Annotated in this window: 9 protein-coding genes; 7 read left to right on the top strand and 2 right to left on the bottom strand. The window is 72.4% G+C overall.

Translation table 11 applies throughout. The annotated features are described in order from the left end of the window. The first annotated feature begins 263 nt into the window (after window positions 1-263). The 7 genes from ABGB06_RS21560 (at window position 264) to ABGB06_RS21530 (ending at window position 10,012) form a co-directional block, all read left to right on the top strand. Entirely contained in the window at window positions 264-1,325 is a 1,062-nt protein-coding gene (locus tag ABGB06_RS21560) for a glycoside hydrolase family 5 protein (protein WP_347591826.1), read from the top strand. A gap of 41 nt (window positions 1,326-1,366) precedes the next feature. After that, window positions 1,367-2,476, top strand: a complete 1,110-nt coding sequence (locus ABGB06_RS21555) for a DUF4185 domain-containing protein (protein WP_347591824.1) — start codon at window positions 1,367-1,369, stop codon at window positions 2,474-2,476. A gap of 180 nt (window positions 2,477-2,656) precedes the next feature. Beyond that, the gene (locus ABGB06_RS21550) at window positions 2,657-4,639 is read left to right on the top strand and encodes an NPCBM/NEW2 domain-containing protein (protein WP_347592060.1); all 1,983 of its coding nucleotides are present in this window, start codon (window positions 2,657-2,659) and stop codon (window positions 4,637-4,639) included. Between the two features lie 120 nt (window positions 4,640-4,759). After that, a complete protein-coding gene (locus tag ABGB06_RS21545; RefSeq protein ID WP_347591822.1) occupies window positions 4,760-5,581 on the top strand; it encodes a ThuA domain-containing protein in 822 nt (273 codons plus the stop codon). Beyond that, window positions 5,578-6,807 carry a Gfo/Idh/MocA family oxidoreductase gene (locus ABGB06_RS21540; protein ID WP_347591820.1) on the top strand — a complete coding sequence of 410 codons (1,230 nt, stop codon included), beginning with the start codon at window positions 5,578-5,580 and terminating at the stop codon, window positions 6,805-6,807. The genes ABGB06_RS21545 and ABGB06_RS21540 overlap by 4 nt, the downstream gene beginning before the upstream one ends. A gap of 61 nt (window positions 6,808-6,868) precedes the next feature. Then, window positions 6,869-9,049, top strand: coding sequence for a PhoX family phosphatase (locus ABGB06_RS21535; protein WP_347591818.1), 2,181 nt, complete (start codon window positions 6,869-6,871; stop codon window positions 9,047-9,049). A gap of 108 nt (window positions 9,050-9,157) precedes the next feature. Next, window positions 9,158-10,012 carry a universal stress protein gene (locus tag ABGB06_RS21530; RefSeq protein WP_347591816.1) on the top strand — a complete coding sequence of 285 codons (855 nt, stop codon included), beginning with the start codon at window positions 9,158-9,160 and terminating at the stop codon, window positions 10,010-10,012. A 25-nt stretch (window positions 10,013-10,037) separates the two neighbouring features. On the opposite strand, the gene ABGB06_RS21525 is transcribed toward ABGB06_RS21530, so the two are convergent. Both ABGB06_RS21525 and ABGB06_RS21520 read right to left on the bottom strand, forming a co-directional pair. Then, window positions 10,038-11,045 (bottom strand): hydroxyacid dehydrogenase, encoded by a 1,008-nt coding sequence (locus ABGB06_RS21525; RefSeq protein WP_347591814.1) that lies wholly within the window; start codon window positions 11,043-11,045, stop codon window positions 10,038-10,040. An 861-nt stretch (window positions 11,046-11,906) separates the two neighbouring features. Beyond that, a complete protein-coding gene (locus ABGB06_RS21520; RefSeq protein WP_347591812.1) occupies window positions 11,907-13,151 on the bottom strand; it encodes a hypothetical protein in 1,245 nt (414 codons plus the stop codon). Window positions 13,152-13,218: the final 67 nt, after the last annotated feature.

Here is a 13,218-nt window from a genome sequence, read left to right as displayed (position 1 = left end):
GCCGCCCGCACTGCGCGGCCAACTGGTCCCGGTGCGGGGCGGCTTGGTGCATCCACCACCTCATCCGCCGCCTCATCCGCCGCCTCGCCCGCGTCCGGCGCCGCCGGGACTCCGCGGGCGGGGCGGCGTTCCCCGTTCGGGTGGTCGGGCAGTGGTGCAGACCTGTTGACCCGCGTCGGGCTTCCGCTTACGGTCACAACGACCTCAGCTCCATCACCCCCACCTCCGGGTCCGTCACACCCGGTGTTCTGGAGAGGACGGCCATGTCATCACGCCACCCCCTTGTTTCGGGCCGGGCCGGCCGCCACGGGTCCCGCCGCGGGCGCGCCCTGGCCTGGGCCGGCGGCCTGACGGCGCTGTGCGCCGCCGTCGCGGGCCTCGTCTCGGCGTCCACCACCCAGGCCGCTGCGGCCACCCCGTTCGAGGACCACGGGCGCCTCGAGGTGTGCGGCACCACGCTGTGCGGCGAGGACGGGCAGCCGGTGCAGCTGCGCGGGATGAGCACCCACGGCACCCAGTGGTTCGAGCACTGCGTGACCGACGAGTCCCTGGACGTGCTGGCCAACGACTGGGGCGCGGACGTGCTGCGGGTGTCCACGTACGTCCAGGAGGACGGGTACGAGACGGACCCCGAGTACTTCACCGACCTGGCCAGCCGCATCATCGACCAGGCGACGGCCCGCGGCATGTACGTCATCGTGGACTGGCACATGCTCGACCCGGGCGACCCGAACGCCAACACGGACCTGGCGCGGCAGTTCTTCACCGACATCACCGAACGCCACGGCGACCAGGACAACCTGATCTACGAGATCGCCAACGAGCCCAACGGCGTGGGCTGGCAGTCGATCAGGAGCTACGCCGAGGAGATGATCCCGGTGGTGCGGGCCGGTGACCCCGACGCGGTCGTCCTGGTGGGCACCCCGGCCTGGTCCTCGCTCGGCGTCTCCGACGGCACGGACGAGTCCGAGATCGTCGCCGACCCGGTGAACGCCGAGAACGTCATGTACACCTTCCACTTCTACGCGGCGTCGCACCAGGACGAGTATCTGAACACCCTCTCCCGGGCCGCGGAGCAGCTTCCGATGTTCGTCACGGAGTTCGGCACCCAGGAGTACACCGGCGACGGCCCCAACGACTTCGCCATGGCGCAGCGCTACCTGGACCTGCTGGCGGAGAAGAACATCAGCTGGACCAACTGGAACTACTCCGACGACTTCCGCAGCGGCGCGGTCTTCCAGCCCGACACCTGCTCCAGCGGGCAGTGGGCGGACCCGGGCGCGCTGAAGGAGGCCGGCGTCTGGATCCGGGACCACATCGCCTGACCCGCCCCGGGACCCGCGGACCACACCAGGAGGACACGCGCATGACCAGGCAGAACGAAGGACCGACCGGTCGGCGCGGGTTCCTCAGGGGAGCGGCGGCGGGCGTCGTGGGCGGCGGGCTCGCCCTGCACGCCCCGGGTCTCGCCGCCGCGGCCACCGGCGGGAGCGGCCCGGGGACCCGGGCGCTCCAGACGACGAAGATCGCCGACCTCACCGGTCCGGGACTGACCACCCGGTTCCGGATGGAGGCCACGGACCTGGGCATCCCCGTGCGGACCCCCGACGGCCGGCTGCTGTTCGTCTTCGGCGACACCTTCGAGGGCGCGGCGGTGGGCGCCGGCTGGTGGCGTTCGCCGGTGGGCCTCTGGTCCAGCACCACCGACCTCGACGCCGGGGTGACCTGGTCGGGCGCGGTGGGCGGTGCCGCGGCCGAGCAGTTCTGGTTCTACGAGCACGACAACCCGGTGTTCTCCACCGTGCTGCCCTCCGACGTGATCACCATCGGCGGCACCATCTATCTGCACGTCATGGTGAACAAGGGCCTCGGCAACGTGGTCTGGACGGAGATCTGGCGCTCGGACGACTCCGGCGCCACCTGGACGCACACCGGCGCGAAGTTCCCGCCGGACCTGCACGGCGGGATGTTCCAGCTGTTCGGCTGGGGCGAGGGCAACGACGGCTTCGTCTACGTCTACTCGACCGGGTTCCAGCGGGACAAGCCGATCATCCTGCACCGGGTGCGGTCCGACCGGCTGACCGACCTCGCCGCGTACGAGCCGTGGGGCTACCGGGACGGGGTGTGGGCGTGGGGCAACCCGCCGACCCCGATCCTGGAGGGCCGGTTCGGCGAGCTGTGCCTGCGGCCGCTGGGCGGCAAATGGGTCCTGACCTGGTTCAACGCGGGTGACTACCGCATCGACGGCATCATCATGGACACCCCGACCTCGAACCTCTACACCGCCCACCGGCAGACCCTGATCTGGGGCGGGGCGTGGGGGCAGGAGGACGACTCGCACGTCGCCCAGCTCTACGGGGGTTACGTCATCCCCGGGTCCACCCTGTCCGACCTGCACCTGTCGGTCAGCCAGTGGAACACCGCGGCGGGGTGGCCCTACCGCGTGATGCAGTACCGCGTTCGAGACTTCGGATGATCCCTATTCGAACAGACTCCTTCCGACAGGTAGCGACAAGAACTAACATGAGCGCTCACCCCGGCACAGCCAGGGTGATCACGTTCCGTGATCCTGCGAAGATGGAGGTACCCCGGAACCATGCGCTCTTCCCAACCACGGAGACGTCTCGCGACCTTAGCGGTCGCGTTCGCCTGCGCCATGGGCGTCGCCGCGCCGGCGGCGTCCGCGACGCCCACGGACGTCGCCCCCGACGCGGTGGCCGCGCCACCCGGCGACAACCTGGCCCTGACGCCCCCGATGGGCTTCAACAACTGGAACTCCACGCACTGCCGCCCGGAGTTCAACGAGGAGATGGTCAGGGGCATCGCCGATCTCTTCGTCGAGTCCGGGCTCAAGGACGCCGGGTACGAGTACGTCAACCTTGACGACTGCTGGGCGCTCCCCGAACGCGACGAGAACGGCAAGCTGGTACCCGACCCCGAACGCTTCCCGAGCGGCCTCGACGCCCTCGGCGACTACATCCACTCCAAGGGCCTGAAGTTCGGCATCTACACGAGCGCCGGCACGAAGACCTGCAATCCGGCGGGCTTCCCCGGCGCGCTGGGCCACGAGGTCAGCGACGCGCAGCAGTTCGCCGACTGGGGTGTGGACTACCTCAAGTACGACAACTGCAACAACCAGGGTGTGGACGCCGTCGAGCGCTACACCGCGATGCGCGACGCGCTCGCGGCCACCGGACGCGACATCGTCTACAGCATCTGCGAGTGGGGTCAGAACCAGCCCTGGACCTGGGCCCAGGACGTCGGCCACCTGTGGCGCACGACCGGCGACATCACCGACACCTGGGACAGCGTGATGTCGATCTTCAAGCGGAACGTGGAGCTCGCCGAGTACGCGGGCCCGGGCCACTGGAACGACCCGGACATGCTGGAGGTCGGCAACGGCGGCATGACGGACACCGAGTACCGCAGCCACTTCAGCCTGTGGGCGATGATGGCCGCGCCGCTGCTCATCGGCTCGGACCTGCGGGTGGCCAGCGAGGAGACGTTCGACATCCTCGGCAACACCGAGGTCATCGCCGTCGACCAGGACCCGCTCGGCCGCCAGGGCACCGTCGTCTCCTCCGAGAACGGCGCCTGGGTGCTCAGCAAGGAGATGGCGGACGGCAGCCGCGCGGTCGCGCTGTTCAACGAGTCCGACACGGCGCAGCACGTCGGGACCACCGCCGAGGCGGTCGGGCTGCCGGCGGCGGACGCCTACGAGATGCGTGACCTCTGGGAGCACGAGAGCTACCAGACCGCGGGCACCATCTCCGCCACCGTGCCCGCCCACGGCATCGAGGTCTTCCGGGTGTCGCCGGACGGCGACTGGGCCCAGTACCCGTCGGCCGTCGAGGTCGGCGCCAGCGCCGTCCAGAGCGAGGCCGGCACCACGGCGGAGCTGACCACGGCCGTCACCAACCTGGGCCGCACCCCGGCGAAGTCCGTCTCCGTCGACGTCGCTGGCCCCGAGGGCTGGACGATCGAGGCCGGCTCGGCCACCACGTCCCCGGCCCTGGCGACGGACGCCGCGCTGACCACCGACTGGACGGTGGAGATCCCGCCGGGCACCCCGGGCGGCAGCTACGACCTCACGGTCACCGCGGACTACCGCTCACCACGCCACCAGCCGCGACAGGACTCGCTGACCGTGGAAGCGCAGGTCCTCGTCCCGCCGGGCGAGGGCACCTCGTACGTCAGCGATCTGGCGTTCGTGCGCGAGGCGAACGGTCAGGGGCCCGTCGAGCGGGACACCAACGTCGGCAGCGTCGCGGCGGGCGACGGCACGCCGATCACCATCGAGGGCACGGTCTTCGACAAGGGGCTGGGCACCCACGCGCCCAGCACGGTCGAGATCTACACCGCCGGCCGGTGTGACGTGTTCTCCGCCCAGGTCGGCATCGACGACGCGGCCGGGGCGGGCGGTGGGCCGCCGCAGCGCGGCAGCGTCACCTTCGAGGTCTGGGCCGACGGCACCCGGGTCGCCGCCACCGGCGTGCTCAACGGCACCGCCCCGGCGCAGCCACTCACGGCCGACGTGAGCGGCGCCAGCTTCGTCGAACTGGTCGTCACCGACGGCGGCAACGGCAAGAACTCCGACCACGCGGACTGGGCCGACGCCACCGTCAGCTGCACCGCCTGAGCACCTCCGCACCACCCAGCACCACCCCGGGGCGCGGGCCCGTCACCGACGAGCCCGCGCCCTGCCCGCTGGTCGGGCACCCTCTTGACGGTTCCGAGCGGGGCGACCTAGCGTCGCGCGATGCCGTCACACTCCGAACCAGCGCTTTCCGCGCCAACCCCCTCCGCACCGATCCTCTCCGCCGCTCCCCTCACCGCCCCGCTGCGGGTGACCGTCTGGGGCGAGGGCCGCCACGAACAACGGGACGCGAACGTCGCCGAGTTGTACCCGGACGGGATGCACGGCGCCGTCGCCGACGGCGTCTCCACGCACCTCGGCGCCGGCGTCACCGTCCGCACCGCGACCCTGGACGATCCCGAACACGGCCTGACCGAGGCCGTGCTGGCCGAGACCGACGTCCTCACCTGGTGGGGACACATGGCGCACGGCGAGGTCGCCGACGAGGTGGTGGAGCGGGTGCACCGGCACGTGCTGTCCGGCATGGGGCTGATCGTGCTGCACTCGGGGCACTTCTCGAAGATCTTCGTCCGGCTGATGGGCACCACCTGCACCCTGCGCTGGCGCAACGAGCGGGACCGCGAGCTGGTCTGGACGGTGAACCCGACGCATCCCATCGCCGACGGCGTGCCCCACCCGATCGTCATCGACGAACAGGAGATGTACGGGGAGTTCTTCGACATCCCCGCCCCCGACGAGCTGGTGTTCGTCAGCTCGTTCACGGGCGGCGAGGTGTTCCGCAGCGGCTGCACCTTCCGGCGCGGCCACGGGAAGATCTTCTACTTCAGCCCCGGCGACCAGGACTATCCCGTCTACCACCACCCCGACGTGCGCCGGGTCATCGCCAACGCGGTGACCTGGGCGGCGCCGTCCCGGGAACGGGCGCTGCCCGACATCGCCCGCAGCGCCGCCGGCTGGTTCGCGGACCCGGAGCCGGCGGCATGACCGGGCCGGCCTTCGCGACCGTGGCGGCGGACGGCCGCCCGCTGCGGATGCTCGTCGTCGGCGCCGGCTCCATGGGCCGGGCCTGGCTGCGGGCCCTGACCGCCGCGTCCGACGTGGTGCTCGCCGGGATCGTCGACCTGGACCCGCTGGCGGCGCGGGCCGCCGCCGTGGAGGCGGGCGTCCCCGACCTGCCCACCGGCACCGACCTGGCCTCGGTGGCCGCGGCCACCGAGGCGGACGCCGTGATCGACGTGACCGTGCCCGCCGCCCATCTCCCGGTCACCCTCCAGGCCCTCGACCTGGGGCTGCCGGTGCTCGGCGAGAAGCCGGTGGCCGCGACCCTGGCCGAGGCGCTGCGGCTGGTCGCCGCGACCGAGCTGTCGGGGCGGCTGTTCATGGTCAGCCAGTCCCGCCGCTACAACCGGCAGCTGGCCCATTTCCGGCGACTGGCCGGCCGGCTCGGCGCGCTCGGCATCCTCACCACGGAGTTCTTCCGGGGCCCGCACTTCGGCGGCTTCCGCGACGCCATGGCGCATCCGCTGCTGCTCGACATGGCCATCCACCCGTTCGACAGTGCCCGCTACCTCCTCGACGCCGAGCCCGTCTCCGTCTACTGCCAGGAGTACAACCCGGCGTGGAGCTGGTACGCGGGCGACGCGGCCACCACCGCGATCTTCGAGTTCACCGACGGGATCCGCTACGTCTACACGGGCAGCTGGTGCAGCACCGGCATGGAGACCTCCTGGAACGGGTCCTGGCGGCTCAGCGGCGAGCACGGCACCGCCCGCTGGTCGGGCGACGACCCCGCCGAGCTGGAGGCCACCGGCGGTCCCGCGGCCGGCGGTCCCGCCGCCGGCGTGCCGGACGCCGAGGTGCCCGAGCCGGACGCCGATCCTGAGCTGCCGCCGGAGCTGCGGATGCCCAGCCCCGGCGAGGGCATCGACGGCTCCCTCGCCGAGTTCACGCACGCCCTGCGCACCGGGACCGTGCCCATGGGCGAGGTGCACGAGAACGTGCTGAGCCTGGCCATGGTCGAGGCGGCGGTGCTGTCCGCCACCGCCGACCGGCGGGTGCTCCTGGACGACGTGCTGGAGACCGCCCACCGGGAGGCCGTCACCACGGCCGGCGAGGCCGTCGGCGCGAGGCTGCGCTCCTGGTCCTCCGTGCGCGCCGCGCTCACCCCGCTCCGCAGGGAAACTCCGGGCAACGTGTGCGACACGGATTGACAGTGATCAACCCTTGTGGTGCGTTGTGGGCTTCCCCCACGGACATCACTGGAGGTTGCCCATGGACCGCCGATCCCGGGACGAGGCCCGCGACGAGACCCGAGAGCAGGCCCGAGAGCAGAACGGCGACCGGAACCGCGACCGGAGGGGAGGTCCGAGCAGCGACGGCGCACGCATCGTGCCGCTGCCGCTGCTCACCTCCCACCGGGGCGGCCGGTCGGCCCTGACCTGCCGCTATCGCTGTGGTGACGCGTGTAGCCACCCGGCGCCGAACCGGTCGGAGAACGCCTACCTCGGCGACGTGATAGCCGAGGCGATATCCAGAGGGGCGACGCGCCGTTCGGTGCTCCGCGCCGGCGCCGTGGTGTCCGTGGCCGCGGGCACGGCCACGGTCCCGGCGGCGACGGCTCGGGCGGCGGCCGGCGCGGGGGGCGGCGCGGGCCGGGGGCCGCGCGGCCTGGACTTCGAGTCGGTGCCGGAGAGCACTGCCGACGCCGTCGCCGTGCCGCCCGGCTATCGGCAGCACGTGGTGGTCCGGTGGGGCGACCCGCTGCTGTCCGGCGCCCCCGACTTCGCCCCGAGCCGGCAGACCGCGGCGGCCCAGGCCGCCCAGTTCGGCTACAACTGCGACTTCCTGGCGCTCTTCGACGTGCCGGGCGAACGCCACCGCCGGGTCCTCGTCGCGAACCACGAGTACACCAACGAGGAGCTGATGTTCCTCGGCTACGACCCGGAGAACCCGACCCGCGAGCAGGTGGAGATCGCCTGGGCCGCGCACGGCATGTCGGTGGTGGTGCTGGCCGAGGACCGCCGCTCCGGCGCGCTGACGCCGGTCGTCGGGCACGCGCTGAACCGGCGGATCACCGCCACCACCCCGTTCGAGATCACCGGTCCCGCGGCCGGCAGCGAACTGCTGCGGACCTCCGCCGACCCGACCGGCACCGTGTCGCTGGGCACCATCAACAACTGCGCCGGCGGCGTCACCCCGTGGGGCACCGTGCTGTCCGGCGAGGAGAACTTCAACCAGTACTTCGCGAACCTGGAGTCCGTCGTCGATCCGGTCGCCCGGGGGAGGCTGGAGCGCTACGGCTTCGCGGAGGGCGAGACCGACCGCAAATGGGAGCGTTTCGATCCCCGCTTCGACCTGGCCCGGGAGCCGAACGAGCCGAACCGCCTCGGCTGGATCGTCGAGGTCGACCCGCTCGACCCGGAGGCCATGCCGCGCAAGCTGACCGCGCTCGGCCGGTTCAAGCACGAGGGCGGCGGGCCCCACCCGACGCCGGACGGCCGGGTGGCCGTCTACCTGGGCGACGACGAGCGCTTCGACTACTTCTACAAGTACGTCTCCCGGGACCGTATGCGGCATGACAGCGGCGACAGCCGGCAGGCCAGGCGGCACAACCGCGGCCTGCTGGAGCACGGCACCCTCTACGTCGCCCGGTTCACCGGGAACAGCCCCGCCGAGGAGATCGACGGTTCGGGCACGCTGCCCTCCGACGGCGGCTTCGACGGCACCGGCGAGTGGATCCCGCTGGCCAGCGGCGACCGCTCCTTCGTGGACGGGATGACCGCCGAGGAGGTCTACGTCTTCACGCGGCTGGCCGCCGACACGGTGGGCGCGACCAAGATGGACCGGCCCGAGGACGTCCAGCCGCACCCCGACACCGGCACCGTGTACGTCCCGCTGACCAACAACACCGAGCGCGGCCTCGACGGCGAGGCGGGCCCCGACGAGGTCAATCCGCGCACCGAGAACAAGCACGGCCAGGTCCTGGAGCTCCAGGAGCACCACCGCGATCCGGCCGCGACGCGCTTCACCTGGCGGCTTTTCCTGGTCTGCGGCGACCCCGAGTCGCCCGACTCGTACTACGCCGGCTTCCCCAAGGACCAGGTCAGCCCGATCTCCTGCCCGGACAACGTGGCCTTCGACCCGCACGGCAACCTGTGGCTCTCCACCGACGGCAACGCCCTGGGCTTCAACGACGGCCTGTTCGGCGTCGCGCTCGACGGCCCGTGCCGCGGCAACGTCAAGCAGTTCCTCACCGTGCCGGTCGGCGCGGAGACCTGCGGCCCCATAGTGGAGCGGGACCGGGTCCTGGTGGCCGTGCAGCATCCGGGCGAGGTCGACGGCGCCAGCGCGGACCAGCCGGTGTCGTCCTGGCCCGACGGTCCCGGACACCTCGCCCGCCCCTCCGTGGTCACTGTCACCCGGAAGGACGGAGGCCCCATAGGCGAGTGCTGAGCCGCCGCCGATCCGGCGGCGCCGACCGGCTCCGCCGGCCGCGGCTCGCGTGGCGGGACCCGGCCCCGAGTGCTGTCCTGGAACGTGAGGACGAGAGGCGGTGGCGCCGTGGAGCAGCCCGTGGTGGTGGGGGTCGACGGCTCGGCCGCCAGCCTGCGGGCCGTCGACTGGGCCGCCGACGAGGCCGCTCACCACGGGCGCGGCCTGCGGATCGTCTACGCCACGCTCTGGGAGCGGTACGAGGACCTCACCCCCGTGGTGGGTCTCGACCGGCCCGCGCCGCAGATCCTGGCCCGTGAGGTGCTCGCCGCGGCCGAGCGGCGGGCCGCCGCCCGCCGGCCCGGCCTGCCGCTGTCCCAGGACGTGCTGGCGGCGGCGCCGGTCGAGGCGTTGCTGAGCGAGGGCCGCAGCGCCTTCGCGCTCGTCGTCGGGTGCCGCGGCCGGGGGCCGCTGGCCGCCGCGCCGCTCGGCTCGGTGGCCCTCGGCGTGGCGGGGCGCGCCGGCTGCCCGACCGTCGTGGTCCGCGGCGCCGGCCCCGCCGCCCAGGGCGCCTGGGCCCGCGTCGCACTCGGCCTGGCCGGCACGCCGCAGTCCGCTGCCGCCGTCGACTTCGCCTTCCGGGAGGCGGCCGCCCGCGGCTGCGAGCTGAGCGCCGTGCACGCCTGGCGGCGCTCCGGCACCGGCGGGGACAGCGTGGTCGGGGACGACGCGCCCGGCGCGGCGGAGACGCTGGTCACCGGGGTGCTGGAGCGGGCCACCCAGAAGCACTCGGAGGTGCCGGCGCGTTCGGACGTCGTCGAGGGCTCGCCCCGCCGGGCGCTGCTGGCCGCGGCGGAGAGCGCGGACCTGCTGGTGCTCGGCGCGCACCGGCGGGAGGACGGACCCGGGCTCCAGCTCGGCCTGGTCAGCCACCCGGTGCTGCAGCACGCGGCCTGTCCGGTCGCCGTCGTTCCCGAGCCGTGACCGGGGCCGGCCACGGGCGGCCGGGTCAGGCCGCGCGCTCCAGCTCGTCGGGCTCGACCCGGTGGACCAGCGGAACGCCGGTCAGCAGCCGCTCCAGCTCGTGCACGGCGGTGAGCCCGAGCCGGCGCAGCTCGTTGCCGTGCGAGCCGGCGATATGCGGGGTGAGAACGACGTTGGGCAGGTCGTAGAGCGGGGAGTCGGTCGGGAGCGGTTCCGGCTCGGTGACGTCGAGCACCGCGCCCAGCCGCCCGTTGACCAGCTCCGCGGTCAGCGCGTCGGTCTCCACCAGGCTGCCGCGGGCGGTGTTGATCAGCACGGCGCCGTCCGGCATCCGCGCCAGCCGGGCCGCGTCCAGCAGGTGCCGGGTCTCGCCGGTGGCCGGGGCGTGCACCGTCACGATGTCGCTGCCCGCGAGCAGCTCGTCGAGGCCCACCGCGCGCACGCCGAGCCGCCGGGCGTCGTCCGGGTCGAGGTACGGGTCGTGCAGCGCCACCTCGAAGTCGAAGGCGCGCAGCAACTCGACGACCCGCCGGCCGATCCGGGACGCGCCGATGACGCCGACCCGCCGGCCGAGGTTGCCCACCCGGCCGTGCACCTCGCCGAGCGTGAAACCGCGCCGGGCGCGGTAGCTCTCGCGCAGCGCGAAGACGTCCTTGCCGACGAGCAGGATCATGCCCAGCGTGTACTCGGCGACGGGCAGCGCGTTGGCGTCGGCGGCCGAGGACACCACCAGCCCACGTTGCCACCCCTCCGGCGGCAGCAGGTACTTCACGGTGCCGCCGGTGTGCAGCACGGCGCGCAGCCGGGGCAGCGCCGCGAGCGCCTCGGGGTGGATGGCCGGGCAGCCCCATCCGGTGATGAGGACCTCGACCTCGGCCAGCCGCTCCCGCACCCGCGCGTCGCCGAAGTCGCGCACCACCAGCGTCGGATCGATGTCGGCGAGGCCGGTGAGCCGGGACAGCACGTCCGGCGGGAACAGCAGCGGCAGATGCCGGCCGTCCAGGGCGAACAGCGCCAGGGGACGCTCGCTCATGGGTAGTCCTTTCGATCGCCGCCGCCCATAGAAATCGTTATCTACGATAGCCCTCTCCCGCACCCCTGGTCAACGTCCCCAGCCCCGCCCCCTGTTTCCCGTCCGCGCGATTCCGGCGCACTTCACCCGCGCTGCGGAGGTCGGGTGGGCCAGCCTCCGGATCCGAGGACAGGCACAGAGACCGTTTTCTGGCAGCGGCCGGAACGGCGTCCGGAGTCGTCGCCGCGACGGCGCGGCAGGGCGCGGCAGGGCGGCGATCCCCGGCGCGGATGATCAGACCGGACTGGTACGAACACGCCGCGCGGCGGGCCGGGCGCGGCGTGCGGGGTTCGCGTTCGTTCCCCGGCCCCGGGAGTGGGCCGGGAAACGAACGTGACGCGGCACGGGCACCGGATGCGGGACGAGATGCCGGCCGGGCGACCGTTCCCGGCCGCCGGTCGCTCTCACCGCCCACCCTCCTCGCCCCCTCCGCCAGGAGGGACGCGGCCCGCCCTCGGCAGGCCGTACCACGTCTGCGATGACGCGCGACGCGGAGGACACCAGACCGGCCCCACAAAAACCTGCCCGGTGTCCGACCCCCATGCGTGCCACCCCGTGCGCCCGGCCGCCGCCCCCCAGAGGGACGCGGTCCGCCGGGCACGATCACCAGTGTGGGCGGCGATCGGGTTGTTGCGCAGCCCATTTCGGCGTCGCAACAAGAAGAATGCGCCGCCGACACCGGCGTAACCGGCCGCCCGTCGGTTGCCGACCTCGCATTACGCGATCCGGGAGTCCACATAATCGGCAATGTGTTCGGCAGTCGGAACAGTAATCGAAAGTCCCGACGAATCAGGCGGGGCCGCGAACGAACGCGAACGCGCGTCAGTTCGGGACGTCGAGGGGCAGTTCCCGGAAGGGCGCGCGTTCCGCCCAGGCGTCCCGGGTGAGCCGGCCCAGCGTGTATCCGCTCTCCAGCATCCGGGTGACGAAGTACCGGGTCATGAGGCTGTACACGGCCTCGGTCGGATGCCCGAGGTCGCTGGTGGTGATGCGTCTGCGCACGTCCTGCGCCGGGTCCTTGTCCGGCGTCCCCGGGACGCCCGGCCGGTAGAAGACCGGTACGCCCTTCTCCTGGGCCAGTTTGGACAGCTTCCAGGTGTCCAGGTTCTGGCTGACGTGGTCCATCCATCTGCTCATCCGCACCAGGTGGACGGTGCCGGGCGCGGGGGCGTGCGGTCCGGCCGGCCAGTGGTGGACGAGGCTGTCGAGCAGCGCGTTGTAGCGCCGGATGACCGGGTCGATCTCCGCCGCCCGCGCCACCTTCCTGGGCTCCCCCAGTCCCTCCATGTACCGGATGGCGTTGTAGACGCTCGGCAGGTCAATGACCATGAAGTGGTTGGGACTCTGCGCGGTGTCGGGGAAGGTGGACCTGATCTGCTCGACCAGGGACCGCACCTCCGCCACGGCGGGGAAGGCTCCCACGCCGTTCGAGAGATCCTCCGGATGCGCCTGGCTCCAGGCCTGCCAGGCCGCGAAGTCGTTGGTGGTCGGCAGGGTGGTGACCACCCCGGGGTCGTAGTCGGGGCGTTCCACGGTGACGAAGTCGTTGAGGCCGATCCAGATGACGTGCAGGGTGGCGCCGGAGAACGCGCCGGCCATGGCGCCGCGCTCCCTGACGTAGTCCGTCACCTGCTCCCTGAGGTCGGTGAGCATGCCGAACTTCGGCGCCAGGCCCCAGTCCCTGGTGACGATGCAGCCACCCATGGCGTAGTTGACGTAGGTGATCTGCTGCCCGGTGGTCGTCGGCTGCCGATCCCTCTCCCTGGACCGCGCGAGGTATTCCTCGACGGTCTTCCACGGTGCGATCTCGGGCGCCTCCCAGGTGTTGACCCCCAGCACGGAATCGCGCGACAGCCTGCGGAAGTCCGCGGACCTGCGGATCGTCAGGTCGCGGTTTCCCCACATGAGCGACTCGCCGCTGCACCAGTCGACGAGAAAGTCGGTCCAGTTCTTTCCGTCGCTGAAGCGGCCGGTTTCGTTCACCCTCATCGCGCCGAACATCCGCCCCAACTCGCCGCTGGGCCAGGTCCACTTGTTTCCGATGTCGGACAGGCTGTCGCCCAGCACAACGACGTTCCTGATTTCTACCATCGATCCCCCACGCTTCGGTGTCTCGGCGTCTCGGCGCCTCGGA

This window comes from Streptomyces sp. B6B3, assembly GCF_039871525.1.
Taxonomy (GTDB): Bacteria; Actinomycetota; Actinomycetes; order Streptomycetales; family Streptomycetaceae; genus Streptomyces.
The sequence above is the reverse complement of the archived record's forward strand: the minus strand, read 5'-3'. Positions and strand labels throughout refer to the sequence as shown.

Coding starts and splice junctions, on each gene's coding strand:
- ABGB06_RS21560 (WP_347591826.1), top strand. CDS start 264: ATGTCATCACGCCACCCCCTTGTTTCGGGCCGGGCCGGCCGCCACGGG.
- ABGB06_RS21555 (WP_347591824.1), top strand. CDS start 1,367: ATGACCAGGCAGAACGAAGGACCGACCGGTCGGCGCGGGTTCCTCAGG.
- ABGB06_RS21550 (WP_347592060.1), top strand. CDS start 2,657: ATGGGCGTCGCCGCGCCGGCGGCGTCCGCGACGCCCACGGACGTCGCC.
- ABGB06_RS21545 (WP_347591822.1), top strand. CDS start 4,760: ATGCCGTCACACTCCGAACCAGCGCTTTCCGCGCCAACCCCCTCCGCA.
- ABGB06_RS21540 (WP_347591820.1), top strand. CDS start 5,578: ATGACCGGGCCGGCCTTCGCGACCGTGGCGGCGGACGGCCGCCCGCTG.
- ABGB06_RS21535 (WP_347591818.1), top strand. CDS start 6,869: ATGGACCGCCGATCCCGGGACGAGGCCCGCGACGAGACCCGAGAGCAG.
- ABGB06_RS21525 (WP_347591814.1), bottom strand. CDS start 11,045: ATGAGCGAGCGTCCCCTGGCGCTGTTCGCCCTGGACGGCCGGCATCTG.